This is a genomic window from Shouchella tritolerans (genome assembly GCF_025770735.1).
Classification (GTDB): domain Bacteria; phylum Bacillota; class Bacilli; order Bacillales; family Bacillaceae_D; genus Shouchella; species Shouchella tritolerans.
In genome coordinates this window covers 1-22901 of the sequence record NZ_JAODPB010000012.1, presented here as the reverse complement: position 1 = coordinate 22901, position 22901 = coordinate 1, and the positions used below count along the sequence as shown (strand labels likewise).

Sequence of the window (22901 nt, the reverse complement as noted above, 5' to 3'; positions counted from 1 at the left end):
AGCTGCCATAGCGATGTTTCACATGCCTTCTGGCCGTTCTCCGAAGTACTTTTCATAAATATCGCCGTACGTGCCGTTTTCCATGAGCGTCGCCAGCGCTTCATTTACTGGTTCAACGAGGTCGGAGCCTTTTGGAAAAGCAATCCCATATTCCTCGCCTGTTAAACGCTCGCCTACCATTTTCATTTGCTCTTCTCCTTGTTGTTGCATGAAGTACTGCACATTTGGCATGTCATATAAAACTGCATCGACGTGGCCAGCAAGCAACGCTTGGTAGGCTTCTGTAATTTCAGGGTAAGCATCCACTTGCGCTTCCGTATTATCTTCTAAATACGTTTGACTCGTCGATGACAGCCTCGTCGCCACTTTTGTGGACGAAGTAACGTCGTCTATTGATTGGATCACATCATCCTCTTCTGCTACCGCTAGGACCAAGCCTGATTCATAATAAGGATCGGAAAAATCAATGTTTTCTTTACGTTCTTCAGTAATGGTCATCCCATTAATGGCAGCATCATAACTTCCTTGTTCAATTCCTGACAACGCCCCGGAAAAATCCATTTGCTGAAATTCAACCGCAAAACCAGCTTCTTCAGCGATCGCTTTCATTAATTCGATATCAAAGCCTGTTAGTTCATTTGTCTCTAAATCAATAAACTCAAATGGGACAAAATTATTATCAGTAGCTACTTGGTAAGTTTCAACATTGTCACCATCCGCCCCGCCTGTATGATCGCTCGCCCCTGTTTCACTATTATTACAAGCTGCGAGGACGAGAACAGCACCTGCTACAAAGGCAGTCCCTAATCGTATGGTCATAGCCATCCCCCTTTTTCTTTTTTTCTGTTAATTATGCTAGTTTAGCATGTTGGTACTGTTAGTACAAAAGCGCTTATCCTTGTTCTCCCTCGGTGAGCACAAGCATGGTTAAGGAATACCTCGCTTTCCTAATTCATTCGCTAATTAGCGGCCAATAGACCCCTCATTCATATGATATCATTCTTACAAAAAACAGGCGGTGGCCGTCTTGGTATTTAAAAGCGAAAAAGGAATCACTTATTCAGCGATCATGTATTCCCTCATGATCGTATTAAGCATCGATATTGTCTTTGACTTGAATGTAGCCGCTTTCCCAGTGCAAAACGCTTTTATAAAAAAGCCCGTATTGATACTGTTTTTGCTTCTGATTGGTTCGATATTTTTCAGGACAAAGTATGTCCTTAAACCAGAGTCGAAAACCATTGTCGTTGTGTTTGGTTTTTATAAAAAAACAATCAACATCAATACGATTAAGGCGATGAGGTTTACAAAGGATTTTTTCGCTTCCCCTGCCCTCTCAAGCAACAAAATCGAAATCGAATACAGTCACTATAATCTTATTCGAATTTCACCTAAAGAGAAGCAGTTATTCATAGAACAAGTGAAAAGAATCAATCCTGACATAAACATAAAGCAAACAAAAAGAAAGTGCTAGGACGCTAAAGATCCAGTTGGTCGGCGAATTTCTAAGACTGGTTCAACGTTAAAAATCTCTTTCCACTGGGGCAGCTTATCTTCCTATGCGTAAAAACCAATCACCTAGCCTGATAGAAAATGCGAGCGTTAGGCTACAAACGGAGGTTGGGAACGATCTGTTCCCAACCTCTTTACCCATTATGGCGTAATTTAAAACAAACCACTTTCTGCTCTGTCATCTCTAATATAGAAAACTTTACGCCTTCGCGCCCTAATCCTGATTGCTTTGTTCCTCCAAATGGCATCGCGTCAATGCGGAAATCGGAGCTATCATTGACCATGACACCGCCTGCTTCCAGCTCTCGAATTGCCTGAAAAACAGCATTCATATCCTCTGTAAATAAGCCCGCATGCAAGCCATATTCCGATTGATTCGCCCTTTCAATTCCCTCTGCAAGAGACTCAACCTTATAAAGCAAGACCACTGGCCCAAAAATTTCTTCTTTAGCGAGCATGCAGTCGTCTGGTACGTTTTCAAGCACAGTTGGCTCATAAAAAGCGCCGCTCCGCTTGCCGCCGCATAGAAGGACTGCGCCCATCCGCAGGGCGTCGTCTACCATGAACGCAACACGCTTTGCTTCTTTTTCAGATATAAGGGGTCCCATATCGGTCTTTTCAGATAGTTTCTCTCCCATCGTGTAAGCACAGGACTGCTTTACAAACAGCTCTTTAAAGCGGTCATAAACCTCTGCATGGACGTACAAGCGCTGTACGCCTATGCAGTTTTGCCCCGCTGCCCAGAAGGCACCGCTCACATTCGCTTTTACAGCGTCTTCAATATGGGCATCTTCGAGGACGATGACTGGTGAATTAGAGCCAAGTTCCATGCTTTTCTTCTTTAAACCTGCCTTTTTGGCAATTTCAAGGCCAGCCTCCATTCCCCCTGTGAAGGAAACCATTCGCACGTCAGGATGGGTGATAAGCACATCGCCAACTTCACCGCCCAATCCTGTCATAACGGACAATATCCCTTTTGGCAATCCTGCCTCCATAAAGGCTTCGGCTAACAAGAGTGCGCTTAATGGCGTTGCTGTTGCTGGTTTTAACACAATCGCATTGCCTGCCGCAATAGCTGGGCCAATCTTATGGGCGACCAAATTCAGTGGATCGTTAAATGGCGTAATGGCGCCAATGATACCAAGAGGATGTCGTTCGTAATAGCCAAAGCGCCCTGCTCCTCCTGGGGACTGGTCAAATGGGATCGTTTCACCCGTTACGCGGCGTGCTTCCTCCGCACATAATCGCAATGTCTCGACACACCGACCTGTTTCCTTCCGTGCTTCGCGAATCGTTTTGCTTCCTTCTGTAGCAATGGTACGTGCAAACCGTTCTTTGTGGGCTTCAACAAAATCGGCAGCTCGATTTAAAATGGCCATCCGCTTATAAACAGGAAGAGCAGCCGATGCTTTCGCCCCCTCTTTTGCACAAATAATCGCCTGCTCCATGTCTGTTTTGGATGCTTTTGGGACAATCGCGACCAACTGATCATTTTCTGGATTCCGAACTTCAATCGTCTCGGTCCGGTCCACCCATTCGCCTGCGAGCAGCATTTGTTGCCGCCTTAGATCCAGTTTCATTGGACCGCCTCCTTTAATGACTCTTCACGTTTCTATTCTCCTCCATAAAAAAGTGACAATCGATCAAATCACTTAATAAGGCATAGCCCGTTTCTTTCTTGCCTGCCCCTGCACCTGTCAACGTAATATCCCCCGCCAGGTCGCAACTGTACGTAATCGCATTCGTGGCGCCATCAATTGATGAAAGGGGATGGCTTGAATCAAGCAACATCGGTTTGACAGCCGCCTTTACACCATCAGCAGTTCTTCGAATTGTGCCAAGCATTTTCCAGCGCTTCCCTTGCTGTTTCGCGGTCTGAATCTCGGCAGCTGACAACGTCTTTAAACCGACCCGTTCCACATCGTCAGGGGTAAGCGCTTCTCCCATAACGGTGTTGGCAAGAATGACGATTTTGTATAAGGCATCGTAGCCTTCCACATCACTTGTCGGATCGGCTTCAGCATATCCTTTTTCCTGAGCTTGTTTTAAAGCTTCAGAATAGGACATCCCGTCTTCCATCTGTGTTAACATATAATTCGTTGTCCCATTTAGGATTCCGTTCACTTCCGTAAACGTATTTCCAATGAGTGCTGTACGGGCTAAGCGTAAAGCCGGCGTTCCGCTCATAACCGTGCCTTCAAAACCAAGATAGACACCGTTTTTAGCCGCTAACTCTGACAGTTGTTTGTAAGCCATCGCGATCGGCCCTTTATTGGTCATCACTACATGCTTTTTTGCCGCAAATGCCGTTTTGCAGTGTGTGATGGCTGGTTCGCCTGTTTTGATATCCGTAAACGTCGCTTCAACAATGACATCTGCATTGGTCTGCAATATTGTCGTCATTGCATCGAGACCCCTCACAAGCGTAGCGGAATCAGGATAGTCCTCTAATGAGCCAACAGTCGCTGCCAAATTGAGCACTTTAGCGAGATCGAGACCATTTGGATCATACAATGACCCGATTTTAAAATCGGAAATCGCCACTACTTTAGGCGCCATTCCGGTTTGCTGCCTCGTCTTTTCACATTGTTTGGCCAAAATCTCTGCCAGTCCTTTGCCGACAACGCCAAAACCAAGAATCGCCAATTTCATGGTCGCACTCACTCCTTTTTATTTAAGGCATAGGCGCATACGCCTGCCATAAGTGCCGCTCCTTTCGGAAGGCAAGCTTCATCGATTTGGAACTGTGGCGTATGCAAATCAAACTCGCCATGTCGAGGCTGGCAACCTAAGAAAAACAGCGCCGCTTTTGTCGTTTTGGCCATATGGGCAAAATCCTCACTTCCTAACCCGTAGGGCCCAGTAACAATGCGGTCAATTGGATAAAGATGGCTGGCCACTTGTTTAATCAGCGCAATCGCCTCACTGTCATTCACAAGTACCGGCTCGCCTCGTTCCACTGTACATCGGCCTTCACCGCCAAACACATTGGCCATAGAAAAGGCATTGCTTATTTCCTCCGTTAGTTTTTTGCGAACATCTTCGTTGTAACAACGGATCGTACCTTCTACTTCAACGATTTCAGGGATGACGTTATTTGCTCTGCCGCCATGGATTTGGCCAATGCTAATCACGGCCGGTTCAAGTGGGGAGGAAAAGCGACCAGTCAGTCCGTAAATCGCCGGCAGCACTTGCGAAAGCAGCCATATGGCGTCAACGCCTAAATGGGGATATGCTCCATGCCCCCCGCTGCCTGTAATCGTCCCTTTAAATGCATCAAAGCTGGCCATGCTAGCACCGCTATGAACTTGAATCGCATTCGGCCGCAGCCAAGGACACATATGAAGCGCAAAGGCGATATCGGCTCCAGCCATCGCCCCTGCTTCTATCATATAGATAGCGCCAGTCTTCCCAGCTTCGTCCATCTTCTCTTCAGCTGGCTGAAACAAAAAACGCACTGTGCCATTTAGTAAGCCTGCCTGGTGCCGCTCGCTTAATATCGTCGCTGCGCCAAGTAAAATGGCCGTGTGGGCGTCATGCCCACAAGCATGCATCGTCCCTTTTTTGATGCTAGCAAATGAATGTGGCTGTTCTTCGATCGGCAATGCATCCATGTCGGCGCGCAAAACCACGGTTTTTCCTTGCTTTCCGGCAAGTTCAGCAACGACGCCATATCCACCGACTTGCTCCGTTACGACCATCCCAGGCAAACGCCTAAGCACCTGTGCCACAAAAGCAGCGGTTTCCTTTTCTTGAAAGCTACGTTCTGGATGTTTATGCAGGTGGCGGCGCCATGTCATAAGTTGATCTTCCAGTTGCTCAGCCCGTGCCCGAATTCCCAACAGATTCATACTCAGGCCTCTATTTTGGCAGCCTCGAAAGCCTGCTTAAAGTCAGCAATGATGTCCTCTCCATCTTCAATTCCACACGAAACGCGAATTAACCCTTCAGGAATGCCCATGGCTGCACGCTCTTGTGGCGTGCATTCAACATGGCTCGTTGTCCGCGCCGGTCCCACTGTCGTCTCAACCGCCCCTAAATTTGCAGCTTTGTTGGCAAACGCTAGCTTTGGCAATAAGTGGCGCACCGTATCGACACCGCCAGCAACAGCGAAGCTTAGCATGCCGCCGAAACCAGACATTTGCGCTTTGGCGATTTCGTGGTTAGGGTGGTTAACGAGGCCAGGATAAAATACGGTTTCGACCTCTTCCACCGTTTGCAAATAGACAGCTAGCTTCTGGGCATTTTCAGCTTGGCGTTTCACTCGTAATTCAAGTGTTTTCATGCCACGCAATATCAAATAAGCAGCCCAAGGATCCATTGTTGCCCCGTTGATTTCCCGATAGTGGTAAATCGCTTCAATCAGGGACTCATCTAAACCGACGACAACGCCTCCAAGGGCATCTGCATGGCCACCTAAAAATTTCGTTGCGCTATGGATAACGAGATCGGCGCCAAGAGTGAGTGGGTTTTGATTAACTGGAGTCGCAAACGTATTGTCGACGACAACTAGAGCGCCAACTTGTTTTGCAGCTACTGCACAAGCGCGGATGTCAGTAATTTTTACGGTCGGATTGGTTGGCGTCTCTAAATAAACGATCGTGCAGCCTTTGGCCGTTTCTTTTTTGATTTGCTCCACATTTCCTGTTTCACAAAAAACAACCTCGATATTCAACTTGGGCAAAAATTCAGTAAAAATTTTATTGGTGCCGCCATACGTATCTTTAATTGTCACTACGCGGTCCCCTGGTCTTAGAAACGTATAAAGCGTGTTGGAAATAGCCGCCATACCCGTTGAAAAACTAGTTGCTGCATTCGCCCTTTCCAGCACTTTCACTTTATCTTCAAACGCTTGCACGGTCGGGTTTGTATTACGACCATAAATGTGGCCTTTTTTTCTGCCAACGGCCACTTCATACCATTCGTCCATATCGTCATAGCCAAAAGCCACACTCGGAATGACCGGAACTTGCGTCGCTCCATGGACCAAATAGTCTTTTTCCCCTGCCCATACTGCTTTCGTAGCAAACTTGGCATTGTTCATTTTTGTCATGATAAGCCCCCCAATCGAATTATGAAGCAGATGCATTTGGATCATTGGTCAACAGCTGCCGCGGAAAATCGCAAAGAAGCTCACAGCCATTTTCCGTCACCCGTACGGATTCGCTAATTTCGACCCCAAAGTCGTCATACCACATGCCAGGGATGATATGGAACGTCATATTGGCTTGCAGCACCGTCTTATCTCCCTTTCTAATGCTTGCCGTATGTTCGCCCCAATCAGGTGGATAATTCAATCCGGCTGAATAGCCAATACGTGCTTCTTTTTCGAGTCCGTAGCGCCCAATCGTCTTCCTCCAGACAGCCTCCACTTCTTCGCACGTGACTCCAGGCTTCATACATGCAAGCACTTCATTGAGCCCTTCAACGGCAATTTTGGCTATATCGACAACACGCTGCTGCGGCTTTCCAATTGTCACTGTTCTTGCGAGTGGTGCATGGTAACGTTGATAACAGCCAGCTAACTCAATAATGACTGTATCTTCGCTTGGATAGCGTTGGTCAGACCACGTAATATGAGGAGCGCTTGTTTTCACGCCTGACGGCAAGAGCGGGACAATCGCCGGATAGTCGCCGCCAAACTCCTCTGTCCCGGCAATTTGTGCGTGGTAAATTGCCGCTACGACATCGCTTTCTCGTGCGCTCGCGTTAATGGCATTCATGCCGGCATACATCGCCTTGGCCGCAATTTTGCCTGCGCATTTCATATAGTGGATTTCCATGTCTGACTTGATGATGCGCACATAGTTGACAAGGTTAGTCGCGTCGACAAACCGGGCGTCTGGCAAGCTTTGCGTAAGACGCTCATGTGCTTTTGCCGTGTAGTAATACGTATCTAATTCAACACCAATGCGGCGGTTGCTTTGGCCAATATCTGCAAGAACTTTTGCGATAAAATCCATCGGGTGACGATCATTCGATTGGACATAATGGTCAGGATACGGAATAATTCGTTCATGCATTAACCAAGTTGTCTGCTTAGCAACGTTCGCGTCCATGCCCCGCCCAATCCAAATCGGCTGGTCCTCATCGATTAAGACGACTAGCATTTGATGGACATAAAAGCACCAGCCATTATAACCGGATAAATAATTCATATTGGCTGGGTCAGTGAGCAACAGCACGTCAATGCCTTTTTCACTCATGCTTTCCTTTGTTTTTGCCAAGCGGACCTGATACTCATCCAATGTGAACGGGAACATGTAAACCAGCCTCCTTTTGAGTAGGTCATTCGTTTCTTTCATTCTACTCATAAGCCGAAGCTATGCAATATTTTGAATGTATGAAAATTCGATTGCTTCTGTAGACATTTTGATGGATCAATCCTGAAGTTGTCTATAAGACATCCCTTCTCTAATTTCAAACGAACCTTTCCCACTTAAATTCTTTGTATATGTTTTCAAAAAAAAACCTCCAGATAGACGATTAAGAACATGTCCACCTAAAGGGGCTAAGCCTATATGATTCGAATGACACAGAAAGACGTGCATGGCGTTCATTACTCTAGATTACCTTTTCTGTTTGCTTTATACGAGCTGTTGTTTTATTCGGATGACGGTATATAATTGATTTTCCAAGTAAAGTTAAGATAATAGATAGTAGTGGCACGGTGAAGTTTAAAATAGCGTATGGGGCATACTGAAAAACATGTACACCTAATGTAGCAAAGATAAATACCCCACATGTATTCCATGGAACAAAAACAGACGTCAATGTGCCTCCATCTTCTACTGCGCGCGATAAGTTTTTGGAATGCAAATTTTGGTCTTCGTATGTTTTTGCATACATTCTAGCCGGAACAACGATCGAAATATATTGTTCCGAACAAGAAACATTGGTAGCAAAACTAGAAAGAACCGTAGTGATAATTAAGCGTTTAGCTGTCTTTGCTAATTTTAAAATTTGCTGAACAATCGCCTGGAGCATACCAGTGTTTTCAAGTACGCCTCCAAACGTCATCGCCACAATGGTTAAAGATACAGTGTACATCATTGCGTCGATTCCACCACCGTTAAATAGTTCATCTACCATATGATTACCTGAGTCAATGATGTAACCATTCTGAAGCGTGGAAACAGCAATACTCAATCCATCTCCTTGTACATAAATTTGACTGAAAAATCCTAATACAATTCCCACAACCAATGCTGGGATAGCTGGTACTTTAAACATCACTAATACAATCACCGTAAGTGGTACAATTAACAGCCAGGGGGAAATCACAAAGTTATCTTGGAGTGAAGCCATTGTACTATCTATGTCAGCAAAATTTGCTCCATTTCCTTCTATATAATTTTGCCCAAGAAACCAATATACAATTAGTGCAATCAAAAGTGCAGGAATCGTGGTTACAAGCATAAATTTGATATGTTCAAATAAGTCTGTCCCTGTTAAACCAGCAGCAAGATTGGTTGTGTCGGATAATGGCGAAAGTTTATCTCCAAAATACGCTCCTGAGATGACAGCACCAGCGATCATTGCCGCCGGTATTCCCATACTTAAACCAATCCCCATGCCAGCTACTCCAATCGTAGCCATGGTAGACCATGAACTGCCAATAGCGAGAGTAACTACAGCGCATATGATGCAAATAGAAACTAAAAATAATGAAGGGCTCATTAATTTCAATCCGTAAAAGACCATTGTCGCTACAATCCCCCCACCTATCCATGCACCGATCGTTAAGCCGACAAGAATAATAATGACAACGGCTGGTAAAGCAAGTTTAATCCCCTTATACATGCTTTCTTCAATATCTTTCCATTTGAAACCTGCTTTTATCGCCATTAATGCAGCTGCAGCAGTTCCAATCATCAATGGAACATGCGGATCTCCTTCTAATCCCACGATTGTAACAGCCATTGCTGTAATCATTAGAATGAGTGGTAAGAGTGCTAACCAAAAAGAAATTTCTTTCTTCATTTTTCTCCCCCTTGTATATCTCTAGCCAATTCGGGCAAGCGCTTACATTTATGTAGTACTGTAAACAATGGAAAAGCTAAGCCCACCCCCTAAAATGTGCAGCTTCAGCTGTTTTTCGAATACCGACAATATAAGAAGCGAGGCGCATGTTTACTTGGTGTTTTTCGGCTGTTGCAAATACTTTATTCATCGAAGAAATAAGTACGTCACGCATACGATCAGCAACTTCCTCTTTCGTCCAGTAAAATCCCTGGTTATTTTGTACCCATTCAAAATAAGATACGGTTACTCCTCCAGCACTTGCAAGTACATCGGGAATAATTAAAATTCCTCTTTTACTTAAAATTTCTGTTGCTTCTAATGTTGTTGGGCCATTAGCTGCTTCCACAATAATAGAAGCTTGAATGTTTGCAGCGTTGTCGGCAGTTAGTTGATTAGCAATAGCTGCTGGAACTAAAATATCACATTCTTTTTCCAGCAATTCTTTATTGGAAATTCGATTTTCAAATAAATTTGTTACCGACCCAAAACGGTCACGACGTTTGAGCAAGTAGTCAATATCCAATCCTTCATCATTATATAAAGCACCATGTGCATCGGAAATGCCAACAATTGTTGCTCCTTTTTCCTTCAAAAACTTAGCAAGAAAACTGCCTGCATTTCCAAACCCTTGGATAATAATCCGAGCATCTTTCACATCCAAGCCTCTTTTTCGTGCAGCTTCTTCGATGCATATTGTAACGCCTTTTGCCGTTGCTGTTTCCCGACCATGAGATCCACCAAGGACAATTGGTTTCCCGGTAATAAATCCAGGGGAGTCAAATTCACGGATAAGGCTATATTCATCCATCATCCATGCCATGATTTGTGCGTTTGTAAATACATCTGGTGCAGGAATATCTTTAGTCGGACCAACAATTTGACTAATCGCCCGCACATACCCGCGACTTAATCTCTCAATTTCGCCTAAAGACATTTCACGAGGATCGCAAATAATACCGCCTTTCCCCCCGCCATAAGGCAAGTCTACAATTCCAGCTTTTAAGCTCATCCACATCGATAATGCTTTCACTTCTGTCTCATTGACTTCTGGATGAAAGCGGACCCCACCTTTGGTCGGGCCAACAGCATCATTGTGCTGGGCCCGATAGCCTGTAAATACTTTTGTTTTTCCATTATCCATTCGGATTGGAATACGAACCGTTAGCATTCGTATTGGTTCTTTTAATAATTCATACATTCCATCTGGATAACCTAGATAGCCAACCGCTTCTTTAATAATTCTCTGTGTTGATTGAAAAATATCTAACTGGTCTTGCTCTTCTTTTGATTGAATATGCTCTTTTACTGCTTCCATTTGTCACACCCCTTTTAATAGGCTTCCCTTATTTTGATAGAACATGGTTGATTTTTTCGATAGCCCAATCTAATTCATCTTTTGTGATTACAAGCGGTGGAGCAAATCGGATCGTATTTTCATGTGTTTCTTTACATAGGACCCCTGCTTCTTTCAACTGTTCACAATACTTGCGAACAGGATGATTGAATTCAACGCCGATAAATAATCCTCGTGCTCGAACGGCTATTAAATCATCATTATCAATTGCCCGTAATGCCGTTGTAAAATACTCCCCTAATTCTAAAGATTTCTCTGCTAAATTTTCTTCCTCAATTACTTCAATTGCTGCTAGAGAAACGGCACAAGCTAACGGATTTCCTCCAAAAGTAGATCCATGTGAACCTGGAGTAAATACATCCATAATTTCTTTATTAGCAGCAATAGCCGATACTGGAAAAACGCCGCCTCCCAATGCTTTTCCCATCACATAGATATCTGGAACGACATTTTCCCATTCACAAGCAAACATCTTTCCAGTTCGTGCAAAACCTGTTTGCACTTCATCGGCAATAAAGAGGATATGGTTTTCCGTACAGAGATCACGAATGGCTTGTAAGTAACCTTCAGGCGGGATAATGATACCTGCTTCTCCTTGGATTGGCTCTACAATCACAGCCGCTGTATTAGGAGTGATTGCTTCACGAATGGCTTGCACATTCCCATACTCTATCTTGTTTATCCCTGGTACAAAAGGTCCGTAATTTTTGGTCGCTCCTGGATCATTCGATAAGGAGATCGCATTTAATGTCCGACCATGGAAATTCCCTTTTGCCGCAATAATTTCTGCTTTATTGTCTTCGACTCCTTTGACTTCATAAGCCCAGCGACGAGCTGCTTTAATTGCTGTCTCAACCGCTTCTACCCCTGTATTCATCGGCAACACTTTGTCTTTTCCTGTCAATTCTGCCATACGCTTGGTCCATGGACCAAGCTGGTCATTATGGAAAGCACGGGAAGTCAATGTTACTTTATCGGCCTGTTCCTTTAATGCCTGGATGATCTTTGGATGGCGATGGCCCTGGTTCAACGCCGAATAAGCGCTAAGCATATCCATATATTTGTTGCCCTCAGGATCCTTCACCCACACGCCTTCAGCCTCAGCAATAACAACTGGAAGCGGATGATAGTTATGTGCTCCATAAGCATTTGTTTGTTCAATGATGTCATCTGATTTTACAATCGTCATTAAAAATTCCTCCTTTTAGGTGATGAATCACAATGGTTTCCATTTTGTACTCACTGTTTCTATATGCAAACTTCATGCCAAAGTTTAAATGCAGATGGTGAAACGGTTTCAAAAGGATTGAAGAAAAAAATTTTTGCATACCTTAAAGGATAAACGAAAAATTTTTTGCACTTTGTCTGTTTATCGATTAAACTCACCTTTAAAGGAGGGATATTTTGAAAGAAAATAAAACACAAAAAAATCTAGAACAAATGAATCAACTATATCAAATGCTAGTAGACGAAATAAATGTTGGTATCCATGTTATTGATCAAAATGGAAATACCATTATATATAATAAAAAAATGATGGAAATCGAATCCATGGTAGATACTGAAGTGCTCCATAAAAATCTTTTAGAGGTTTTTACATTTCACGAGGATGAACGCAGTACACTTGTACAAGCATTAAAGACAGGGAAAGTAACGAAGGATGTAAAACAAACGTATTTTAATAATAAAGGCGAAGAAGTCACAACTATTAATAATACCTTCCCTTTTATCGAAAACGGGGAAATTACGGCTGCGGTGGAAATTGCGAAAGATATTACCCAGCTGGATCATGTTATTAAGAAGAATGTGCTGCGAAAAAGAGAGAATCATTACACCTTTGACCAAATCATCGGCAACAGCAAGCCATTTTTAGCGGTTGTAGAAGAAGCAAAACGAGCCGCCCGCACGTCTTCTTCTGTGCTAATCGTTGGCGAAACAGGCACAGGGAAAGAGTTATTTGCCCAAAGCATTCACTATGCCAGCCCAAGGGCACACGCTCCTTTTCTAGCACAAAACTGCGCGGCCATCCCTGAAAATTTAATGGAAAGTTTATTATTTGGAACGAAAAAAGGAGCATTTACCGGGGCATTGGATACCCCAGGCTTATTCGAGCAAGCTGATGGCGGAACGTTGCTTCTAGACGAAATCAATTCTCTCGACCCAGCTCTGCAAGCGAAATTATTACGCGTTATTCAGGAAAAAACCATCCGTCGAATCGGCGATACCAAAGACAAAAAAGTCGATGTTCGAATTATTGCTACGATTAATGAAGATCCGATAGATTTGATTGCAAATAACCGCTTACGTAAAGATTTGTACTATCGCCTCAGCGTCGTAACTTTATTTATCCCGCCACTGCGTGAAAGAAAAGATGATATTCTTCTGCTTATAGAGGAATTCATTCACAAGTATAACACTTTGTTTAAGATGAATGTAAAGGCTATGAGTGAAGAGGCAAAAGCGATTCTGTTCCAACACGATTGGCCAGGAAATGCTCGAGAACTTGAACATACGATTGAAGGCACCATGAATTTAATTAGTGATGAAACAGAGATTCAAATACACAACCTGCCGTTTCGATTACGCACTCGCTATCAAAAAGAAGCTAAAGATACGCAAACAGGCAATTTGCCTGCAAAAACATTACAAGAAAAAATAGCAGAGGTCGAAAAGCTCTATATTTTACAAGCCTTAAGAGAAAATAACTGGAACGTTTCCCAAACTGCAAAAATTCTTGGCATGAGTAGACAAAATCTCCAATATCGGATTAAAAAGTTTCAACTTTCATTGAACTAATGGCGTTGCTTTACAGTCATCCACTGTTCGTGTGGTGAACTCGGCTTGACATGAAGCACAATAGGGCTACGAAGAGGCGACAAAGTGATCACCACGACAGGAGATTACGCTCGCCTCTCCAGGAAAGTCCGTGTGATACAGACGGTGGTCGACAAAATCGGCAACATTAATTAGACTGGTACGAATTTCCTGTCAAACAAGAAAAAATGCGAGTGGAGCATGATGATAAACTTGGAACAACAGTATTAATGGATTTTCGAGAGGCAACTGTTTAGGAGTTAGGCGTTTGCATGTGGCGTTGGATCATCGATATGCGAATGCTTAGATCAAGCAAAAAGACATCATCAGGATTAGCCAATGACAAATGAGTCAGCGCTTCAATTTTCCGAAGCCGATATAGCAGTGATTGGCGGTGCAAATGAAGAAAACGCGCTGTCTGTGTCACTTTGTTTTGGTTTCTTTGATAGGCGACAAATGTACCGACCAAGTCCATTTGCCTTTGCTCATCGTAGGCAAAAAGTGGTGCCGCATAGTCTAGCACCAGGCTTCGCAGTTCTGGTTCTTGCCCGATTTTATAGAGGACACGGTCAATGCGCGTATCTGTATAAAAAATCCGGCTTCCTTGCCCTTTCCTGCCGATGCCAAGCAGTAGTGCCTGTTTCGCTTCTTGATACCGGGCTTCAAACGCATAGGTGTTCATTTGCTGGTCACCGATTCCCCACGTTATTTCTACATCGGGAAGCAAATGAGCCAAACGGCGATCAAGCAAATCAAGAAAACCATTAACCGTCGTCCGGTAATCGTCACAGGGAACGGCTAAATAAATCAATAGCTGCCCATCCATAAACGTCGACATCGTTTCACGTTCAACGGTTACGCCTGCATAGTAGATCTCTTCCTCGATATAATGGACCATGCTTCGTTGCCACTCTTTAAATGAGGCTACTTGATCAGAACGGCTATACAGCTCTTCCATATTGTGCAGCATTCCTACTATCGCGATGTATGGAACGGAAACTTCATATCCTAGCGCTGCAGCTCGTGTTTTTAGTTGTGCTTCCGTTTCAATCGAACCGTGAGACAAGTCGGCGACGAAATGATTGCGCATACGGGCTTCCGTTTCTTGCACTGTGTTCTCTTGCAAAAACCAAAATGCAGCGGCTGTCCCGGCATGCAATATAAAGGCTGTCGCCAGCTCGCTTGAGGCCATTTTATCCGTGTTGACAGCAAATACATACCCTTGAATTTGCTCATTTGCTTGGATGATCGGCAATATGTGTACGTCTGTGCCATCTGTATGGAGCGTTTGAATTTTACGTTCGAGGGGGTGGTGCTCACTTTCCTGGCCGCTTGTGCGCATTTGTTTGTATGCTTTACTAACTAGGCCAACCACCGGTTCAGCTGCATGGCTTTTCCCTTTAATTCGCCCCTGGGCATCCGTTATGACAATGGGCACGGCGGCATAGCCAGCGACATGTTCAGCTAGAGCAGACAAGTGGTTTCCGGCAAGCATTAAGGACAAGAGTTCCTGTTGTACTTTTTGTGTGAATTGCCAATCGTCCTGCTTTGAATCAACAAGCTTGGCAGTAACCGCCTGTGTAATGTCGGCAAAGCGGATCTCCCATGGCAAAAAAAGAATGGGAAACTGCGCATTCTCTGCAAGGGCGCGGACATCTTCGGATAATTCAAACACAAACCGGCCGATCGCAACTGCAAGCCCAGACGCTTCCGACTTAATTACATCTTGCACAAAGGAATAAAACGCCTTTGGCTCCTGGGTGCAGCCGATGCCTGTCGTAAGAACAAGCTCATTTTGCCTGATAAAGTTTTCCACTGGGGCTTCCGTAATCGAAACCCATTCGACTTGTCGGTAAGGCAACTGTTCTTGTGCAGTCTTAATGATGGTAGGCTTCATAATATCCAATTCCATTACTTGTGCCAATGTAATTTTCATTCAACCCACCCCCCATTTGAAATAGTTACCGGTACAATTCGGGCCGCCTGCTAGAAAACACCGGCACTCTCTCCCGCACTTCAGCAGCCTTGCTAAAATCCACTTTACATTGAAGCGATTCTTCTTCAGTGCTGCTGGCTTCCACGATAATTTCCCCCCACGGGTCAATCACCATCGATGTGCCTGCATAGGCGGTACCATTATAGCTGCCGACACTATTGCAAGAAAGGAGATAAAACTGATTTTCGATCGCTCTGGCTTGCTGCAATGCTTTCCAGTGCATCGCACGCGCCAACGGCCATTCAGCAACAATGAAAAGCACTTCTGCACCTTCTAATGCCAGACGCCGCGCTAACTCGGGAAAACGCAAATCATAGCAAATAAGGACCGCCATTTTGACACCTTCTAATTCAAATAAGGCAGGTGGCATGCTTCCGCCTTCCATGTAGGCAGGTTCGTCAAGCATAGGGACAAGGTGGACTTTGTCATACGTGTAGACAAGTTTGCCCTGTGCATCAATTACAAGCGCTGTATTGTAAATGCCGCCGTCTTTTTTTGTTGCAATGGAACCGGCGACCATATGGATGCGATACGCTCGCGCGAGTTGTTGCAAAAATGCAATCGTCTCCCTTCCCTCTTCTTCCGCCAGTTCACCAAGGTCCTCAAGCTGGTACCCAGTCGTCCATAGCTCAGGCAATACGATCGTAAGCGGCCGCTCTTGTTGCTCACGGCATAGTTGCTCAATCCACGTTTTTACACGTTCTCGGTTCCGGTCTGGCTTTCCTGCTAATACTTCCATTTGGAAAACAGCGACATGCATCGTTTTTAGCTCCTTTGTAAAAAGCTGCAGCGTGCTGCAGCTTTCAGACTGTAGACAAACGCTCACATACGTCGTCGTTTGCCTCACTCATATGCTCATGAACCCACGTTCTATTCGCATCTTCCCTCGGCCGCACTCCTCGTCTGACAAGCGTTTTCTAGCAGTCTGAGTGCAGTTATTGACTTTGTCGACAACCTCAGAGCTGCAGCGTGTTGCAGCTTTTTTCTTTATGAAAGAACGTTTACATTACCCATATATGGCCGCAATGCTTCCGGAATGACAATGGAGCCATCTTCTTGCTGATAATTTTCAAGAATGGCCGCTACCGTACGGCCAACCGCTACCCCAGAACCATTGAGCGTATGGACATACTCAGGCTTGCTTTTTGGATCGCGGCGGAATTTGATATTGGCGCGCCTTGCTTGGAAGTCACCAATATTGGAACACGAAGAAATTTCACGGTACGTATTGGCGCTTGGCATCCATACTTCCAAATCGTATGTTTTCGTAGAGGCAAAGGTCAAATCTCCTGTACATAAAGTCACAACACGGTAAGGCAATCCTAAGCGCTTCAACACGTTTTCAGCGTGAGTTGTCATGATTTCAAGCTGGTTGTTGGAATCCTCCGGCAACGAAAAACGAACAAGCTCCACTTTGTTAAATTGGTGTTGGCGAATGAGCCCCCGCGTATCGCGACCAGCAGAACCTGCTTCAGAGCGGAAATTCGTGCTGTAGGCGTTATAAGCAATCGGGAGCTGTTCTCCTTGCAGCACTTCACCGCGATGCAAGTTCGTGACTGGCACTTCCGCAGTTGGAATCAGGAAATAATCCTCTTCGCTGATTTTAAAAACATCTTCCTCAAATTTAGGCAATTGCCCTGTGCCAATCATACTAGCGCGATTGACGATATAAGGAGGCAGCACTTCCGTATAGCCATGCTCAGTAGCGTGCAGATCCATCATAAAATTAATGAGCGCTCGTTCTAGGCGTGCCCCGAGCCCTTTATAAACCGTAAACCGGCTGCCTGTCACTTTTGCAGCACGTTCAAAATCGAGAATATCGAGCGCTGTCCCCAGTTCCCAATGAGGACGCGGCTCAAACGAAAAGTCAGGCACTTCTCCCCATTTGCGCTCTTCCCGATTATCCTCTTCTGATTCGCCATAAGGGACGTCTTCCTGTGGGATATTCGGAATCGTGAGCAAGAGCGCTTCTAATTCCGTTTCGATGCTGCGAAGCTGCTCATCTTGCTCTTTAATCCGTTCAGAGACTTGCTTCATTTCCGCAATGAGCGAATCAGCATCTTTTTTGTCTCGTTTTAAGGCAGCGATTTGCTCAGATACGTCATTTCGCTTGCTTTTAAGCTCTTCGACTTCCTGTATCATCGTGCGGCGTGAGGCATCCAACTGGGAGAAGCGTTCAAGCCCCTCTATCGTGCCGTTACGTCTTTCTAGCTGCGCTTTCACGCCTTCAAAATCGCTGCGCAATTTTTTCACGTCTAACATCTAAACGACCTCCTCGTTACTCCTATCCATTTTACCAAAATTCACAGGAGAAAGAAAAGCACACAAGCAGGGCATGCGCCCTGCTTGAAATCAATGGTTCGTGTTTTCTTATGCCATGATGCTATTTGTCCATTAGCTTAGATTTAACTGAACCAACCGCTAATGGTGTCAGAAACGCTGGACCATAAATTTGAAAAGAAACCGCCAATTCCTCTCATCGACATGGTGAACCAGCCTGCTTCTTCAACATCTGCTGCTGCAACAAGCTCAATTCCGCTTTGCTGGCTGCCTGGAAGATACTCAACTGGCTCGTCCATGATGACTTTTAACGTCCCAACCGTTTCTCCTTCTTCTATAGGAGCGACAAGTTCTCCAGATTCATTCGTCTTGTTTTCATCCAGTTCAATTTCAACGGAGTAGTTTTCGTTCTGCCCTTTTTCAAGCATAAAAGTCAAATCGCGGTCAGTCACGAGTTGGACTTCTTTTTCTTTCCCCCGCGCTACAGAAACGACACCGCCTTCCGGTTCCGTTCCAGCATCGATGATCCGATGCTCTTCAAACTGATTAAAACCGTAATCGAGCAGTTTTTTCGTTTCGTTAAAACGGTCATCCCGGGTCTCTGTTCCCATTACCACAGTAATTAGACGGACACCATTGCGTTCAGCTGTCGCCGTAAAGCTATTGCCTGCCGCATCGGTATATCCAGTTTTCAAGCCATCTACCCCTTCATAATAATGGGGGCTATTTGGCAGCATCCAGTTCCAATTTTGCATGTCAATTTTTTCTTCTGGTCCAGAATCAAATACAGCTTCAGGTACACTTGCCGTATCAAGCACTTCAGGAAAATCCTTCAACAGGTGATACGCAAGTTGCGCAACGGAACGGGCAGAAAGCGTCGTTTCTCCATCGGCTGGCGTCCCCTCTGGATGCTCACCTTGCAAGTCACCATTGTTCAAGCCGCTCGCGTTAATAAACTCATACTTTTCTAGCCCGAGTTCTTCTGCTTTTTCATTCATTTTGGCGACAAACTGAGCTTCCGTACCAGCGACATGCTCAGCTAACGCCATCGTCGAAGCATTTGCCGAATAAATCGCCATTGATTCGTACAAGTCTTTTACTGTATACGTATAATCCTGGCGCAATGGCACATTGGATAGCTCTCTTTGATGCGATAGTGGCAGTAAATGATCGGATACCGTTACTTCATCTTCCCAAGATATGTCGCCATTAGCGATTGATTCAAGCACTAAGTACTCGGTCATCATTTTTGTCATGCTGGCAATCGCCAATTGTTCATCGCTATTATGTTCAAATAAAATTTGTCCAGTATCGGCATTAATGACAATCGCTGCACTGGCATCTACTGTTAAAGACTGCGCATTCGCAGGCTTAATTGGTCCTAGTACGAAAGCAAGCATAGCCAACGCAGCGATAAAACGCATTGTCCAGCTTGGTAAACCCTTCTGTTTCACCTTTACACCCCCGCTTGTATAACACACATTTGCTATTTTAACACGCTGACACCAAAAAAAATAGATAGGGAAGTCCCTATCTATCAGTAAAAAAATGTGGAATTTTTTACAACGTGTAGTTTGGTGCTTCTTTTGTAATTTGCACATCATGAGGATGGCTTTCCCGTAAACCGGCAGCGGTAATACGGATGAACTGACTATTTTCGCGCAAGTCATCAATTGTCGCTGTGCCGCAATAGCCCATGCCAGCCCTGATGCCACCAACTAATTGGTGCACAGTGTCAGCTAGAGGTCCTTTGTAGGACGTTCTTCCCTCAATCCCTTCAGGTACAAGCTTTTGGTTATTTTCTTGGAAATAACGGTCTTTGCTTCCCTTTTCCATTGCTCCAAGTGAGCCCATGCCACGGTAAACTTTATATTGGCGCCCCTGATAGATCTCTGTTTCTCCAGGGCTTTCGCTCACACCAGCAAGCAAGCTACCAAGCATGACAGCATGTCCACCGGCGGCAAGTGCTTTAACGATGTCACCTGAATATTTAATGCCGCCGTCAGCGATAATCGGCACCCCGTGCTTTCTTGCCTCTGTCGCACAATCGTAAACAGCTGTTATTTGCGGAACGCCAATTCCTGCCACAACCCTTGTTGTACAAATAGATCCAGGGCCAATGCCAACTTTTACGACACTGGCACCTGCTTCAATTAGTGCCCTTGTCCCTTCGGCTGTAGCTACATTTCCTGCAATGATCGTTAGGTCAGGGTAGTCATTGCGAACTTGTTTAATTTTATCCAGAACACCTTTTGAGTGGCCATGAGCGGTATCAATCACAATCGCATCTACGCCTGCCTTTACAACAGCGGCAATGCGGGCATCCGCATCAGCGGAGACGCCAATCGCTGCCCCGACAAGCAAACGCCCTTGCTTGTCTTTTGCAGAATTCGGGAATTCAATCACTTTTTCAATATCCTTGATTGTAATGAGCCCTTTTAAAATGCCATTGTCATCAACAAGAGGCAGTTTTTCAATTTTATGCTGTTGCAATATTTTCTCTGCCTGTTCAAGCGTTGTCCCTACAGGCGCTGTCACAAGCCCTTCTTTTGTCATGACATCGTCAATTTTGATCGAGTAGTCTTCAATAAAGCGCAAATCCCGGTTCGTTAAAATGCCAACAAGTTTTTGCTCCTCATCGACAATCGGCACGCCCGAAATCCGGTATTTTCCCATTAAATGCTCCGCGTCAAATACTTGGCGATCTGGAGTGAGAAAGAACGGATCCGTAATAACGCCACTTTCAGAGCGCTTCACTTTATCGATTTGCTCAGCTTGCTCTTCAATGGACATGTTCTTATGGATAATGCCAATGCCGCCTTCTCGGGCAATCGCAATCGCCATTTCCGATTCTGTCACTGTATCCATCCCCGCACTTAAAATCGGGATATTTAATTTCACATTCTCGCTTAGTTTCGTGGCAACTGAAACATCTCTTGGCAGCACTTCCGACTTAGCCGGCACCAAGAGAACATCATCAAACGTCAATCCTGCTTTTTGAAATTTTGTTTCCCACATTTATACTAGCTCCCCTCAAACGCCTGAAAATATTATTAGTAGCTTAACAATTGGGCAAACTACTGTCAAGACAAGGGTTTAAGTAGTACTTTTCTGAATTCAGTGTGCAAAAAATGGGGTGTGTATATAAAGTGGAGCGTTTAACTTTTTTTGATTCAGCTTCTTTTACGCGGAACTATTTATTTGAACGTTATCAAAGCCAGTCATACGATCATGCATCCTCTATGAGTTATCAAAATTGTTACCGGTTTATGTACCAATTGCAGCATGGTTGTTTGTACTTAGCTCAAGCACAAGTAGCTCCTTTTGCGATCAAACCTATGCTTTTATTTTATGGCCTTTCTCAGCTAATCAAATCTTGTGTTTTATCTGTCGACCCTGATTACCCTGAAAATGCTGCCGTGCTGGCCCATGGCATCACAACGAGAAAGAGAAAGAAGCAAGGCTACTCTTTTTTAGAAGACGAAGTGAAAGAGCAACGGAACGGCCTTTATCCTCACATGATTAAAAAATTGTTTCACATGGAACACTCGGAGAATAAATACGCAATGAAAGCTTTACTTAAACAACTTCCTGAAATGCATGCTTGTTTTGCATTCCTGGTTAATGAAGAACCTTTTATGAAAGGAAAATGGGCTGCCGCCGATAGGATGGTTTTCGAACCGACCTTGCTTGACTTGTATCATATGACTGCTAGCCGCTTTCAACAATACGCACTCGAGCAAATGCGAAAGCTCGTGCCAAAAACGCGAACGATTACCGTAGTAGAAACAAAACAGCAAGTAGAAATCCATTTTGCAAACGCCCAAGCAGCAAAAAACGCTGCTCCCCCTTTTCATTTTGATGAAGATGGCTCCCCCCTCATCCATCGTTCAAAAGCCAATCACTTACCATTGCCTGAATTGGCTATTTACTATCTCGTGCTTTATAACTTGAGCATGATCTGCCGTTATGAAACGGAATGGTGGGGAGAACGAATCCATACAATGGATTGTGATGAGATCCCATTTATTAAACAATTTCTAGACACAGTCCAAGCACGGACAAAGAAGCTTATCGAACGTCAGTTATTTCAATAAGAAACCATACAACACGTTGTCTTGAACAATGGAAATTTTGGGTCCAAACGATTGCTTATATATGGCAACGTTCTGGCTCCGGGATCTTTTCCTACGGGGAAGTCGGGCATGGGGCTTTTCCTAGGAAGTCTTTCATGTAGTCTTACGAAAATGATCCCTACGTCTCCCAGGAGGGCACGAGGCTGTTCTGTGATGTCTATTCACGTAGCATTTCTATAGGCGCTTATCTCCATACGTTTAAGTATGTACTTTAACACTCCTTCTTCAAAGCAGCACTCTTTTGCTTCTGCACTTAACAAAAAAGACACCTATTCAGGTGTCTTTAGTATTTGCCCGGCAACGTCCTACTCTCACAGGAGGAAGCCTCCAACTACCATCGGCGCAAAAGAGCTTAACGGCCGTGTTCGGCATGGGAACGGGTGTGACCTCTTTGCCATTGTCACCGGACTCTACTTCAGATAAGCTTCGTAGTTCTTTTTTGACTTCAGATAAGCGGCGAATCTCTTCGTCTCGTTCGTGATTCTTCTTCAGTCACGTACGTTTGTACGCTCCTTCAGTCGAACACTTCCGATCCTCGACCTTCTTGCTTCTCTTTGTCAATCGTTTCGCTTCAGATGCGGCGAAATTACTTCATCTGCTCTGAAGGATATGAAAAGAATCGGTGATTCTTTCAAAACTAAATCCGAAATACTCAACTGTCAAGAATGTATAGGATAAGTCCTCGACCGATTAGTATCAGTCCGCTCCACGTGTCGCCACGCTTCCACTTCTGACCTATCAACCTCATCATCTCTAAGGGGTCTTACTGGCTTACGCCATGGGA

The 22901-nt window shown here is 44.7% G+C and carries 17 protein-coding genes and 2 rRNA genes; 3 read left to right on the top strand and 16 right to left on the bottom strand.

The genetic code is table 11. The features are described 5' to 3' along the window. Positions 1-18: 18 nt before the first annotated feature. The gene (locus N6H06_RS22090; protein WP_062751404.1) at positions 19-819 is read right to left on the bottom strand and encodes a transporter substrate-binding domain-containing protein; all 801 of its coding nucleotides are present in this window, start codon (positions 817-819) and stop codon (positions 19-21) included. A gap of 208 nt (positions 820-1027) precedes the next feature. On the opposite strand from N6H06_RS22090, the gene N6H06_RS22085 reads away from it, so the two are divergent. Then, complete coding sequence (locus tag N6H06_RS22085) at positions 1028-1474, top strand: PH domain-containing protein (protein WP_062751405.1); 447 nt, start codon at positions 1028-1030, stop codon at positions 1472-1474. Positions 1475-1646: 172 nt separating this feature from the next. Here N6H06_RS22085 and N6H06_RS22080 read toward each other — a convergent pair whose 3' ends face one another. The 8 genes from N6H06_RS22080 to N6H06_RS22045 form a co-directional block, all read right to left on the bottom strand. Next, a complete protein-coding gene (locus tag N6H06_RS22080; RefSeq protein WP_263707945.1) occupies positions 1647-3092 on the bottom strand; it encodes an aldehyde dehydrogenase family protein in 1446 nt (481 codons plus the stop codon). A gap of 13 nt (positions 3093-3105) precedes the next feature. Then, on the bottom strand, positions 3106-4164 hold the full coding sequence (locus N6H06_RS22075) for a homoserine dehydrogenase (protein WP_263707944.1): 1059 nt from the start codon (positions 4162-4164) through the stop codon (positions 3106-3108). An 8-nt stretch (positions 4165-4172) separates the two neighbouring features. Beyond that, on the bottom strand, positions 4173-5363 hold the full coding sequence (locus N6H06_RS22070) for a M20 metallopeptidase family protein (protein WP_263707943.1): 1191 nt from the start codon (positions 5361-5363) through the stop codon (positions 4173-4175). A 2-nt stretch (positions 5364-5365) separates the two neighbouring features. After that, positions 5366-6565: a cystathionine gamma-synthase family protein gene (locus tag N6H06_RS22065; RefSeq protein WP_263707942.1), complete on the bottom strand. Its 1200-nt coding sequence runs from the start codon at positions 6563-6565 to the stop codon at positions 5366-5368. Positions 6566-6584: 19 nt separating this feature from the next. Further along, a complete protein-coding gene (locus N6H06_RS22060) occupies positions 6585-7775 on the bottom strand; it encodes a M24 family metallopeptidase (protein ID WP_062751414.1) in 1191 nt (396 codons plus the stop codon). A 301-nt stretch (positions 7776-8076) separates the two neighbouring features. Continuing rightward, entirely contained in the window at positions 8077-9495 is a 1419-nt protein-coding gene (nhaC, locus tag N6H06_RS22055; protein WP_062751416.1) for a Na+/H+ antiporter NhaC, read from the bottom strand. 76 nt (positions 9496-9571) lie between these two features. Then, on the bottom strand, positions 9572-10852 hold the full coding sequence (locus N6H06_RS22050) for a Glu/Leu/Phe/Val family dehydrogenase (protein WP_062751418.1): 1281 nt from the start codon (positions 10850-10852) through the stop codon (positions 9572-9574). A 28-nt stretch (positions 10853-10880) separates the two neighbouring features. After that, positions 10881-12080, bottom strand: a complete 1200-nt coding sequence (locus N6H06_RS22045; RefSeq protein WP_263707941.1) for an ornithine--oxo-acid transaminase — start codon at positions 12078-12080, stop codon at positions 10881-10883. Between the two features lie 251 nt (positions 12081-12331). Between N6H06_RS22045 and N6H06_RS22040 the strand changes: the two genes are divergently transcribed. Then, positions 12332-13687 (top strand): sigma-54 interaction domain-containing protein, encoded by a 1356-nt coding sequence (locus tag N6H06_RS22040; protein WP_263707950.1) that lies wholly within the window; start codon positions 12332-12334, stop codon positions 13685-13687. Between the two features lie 271 nt (positions 13688-13958). Here N6H06_RS22040 and N6H06_RS22035 read toward each other — a convergent pair whose 3' ends face one another. The 5 genes from N6H06_RS22035 to guaB form a co-directional block, all read right to left on the bottom strand. Then, positions 13959-15641, bottom strand: coding sequence for a PucR family transcriptional regulator (locus N6H06_RS22035; RefSeq protein WP_263707940.1), 1683 nt, complete (start codon positions 15639-15641; stop codon positions 13959-13961). Positions 15642-15666: 25 nt separating this feature from the next. Further along, the gene (locus tag N6H06_RS22030; protein WP_263707939.1) at positions 15667-16461 is read right to left on the bottom strand and encodes a carbon-nitrogen family hydrolase; all 795 of its coding nucleotides are present in this window, start codon (positions 16459-16461) and stop codon (positions 15667-15669) included. A 227-nt stretch (positions 16462-16688) separates the two neighbouring features. Continuing rightward, the gene (gene serS / locus N6H06_RS22025; RefSeq protein WP_213029660.1) at positions 16689-17963 is read right to left on the bottom strand and encodes a serine--tRNA ligase; all 1275 of its coding nucleotides are present in this window, start codon (positions 17961-17963) and stop codon (positions 16689-16691) included. Between the two features lie 143 nt (positions 17964-18106). Continuing rightward, complete coding sequence (locus N6H06_RS22020; protein ID WP_062751433.1) at positions 18107-19405, bottom strand: D-alanyl-D-alanine carboxypeptidase family protein; 1299 nt, start codon at positions 19403-19405, stop codon at positions 18107-18109. Between the two features lie 136 nt (positions 19406-19541). After that, entirely contained in the window at positions 19542-20999 is a 1458-nt protein-coding gene (gene guaB / locus N6H06_RS22015) for an IMP dehydrogenase (protein ID WP_263707938.1), read from the bottom strand. Between the two features lie 131 nt (positions 21000-21130). On the opposite strand from guaB, the gene N6H06_RS22010 reads away from it, so the two are divergent. Then, positions 21131-22078 carry a YaaC family protein gene (locus N6H06_RS22010; RefSeq protein ID WP_193754548.1) on the top strand — a complete coding sequence of 316 codons (948 nt, stop codon included), beginning with the start codon at positions 21131-21133 and terminating at the stop codon, positions 22076-22078. Between the two features lie 331 nt (positions 22079-22409). Here N6H06_RS22010 and rrf read toward each other — a convergent pair. Both rrf and N6H06_RS22000 read right to left on the bottom strand, forming a co-directional pair. Beyond that, positions 22410-22525: ribosomal RNA gene (gene rrf / locus N6H06_RS22005) — 5S ribosomal RNA — on the bottom strand. Between the two features lie 262 nt (positions 22526-22787). Beyond that, positions 22788-22901, bottom strand: a 23S ribosomal RNA gene (locus N6H06_RS22000); the annotation flags it as partial.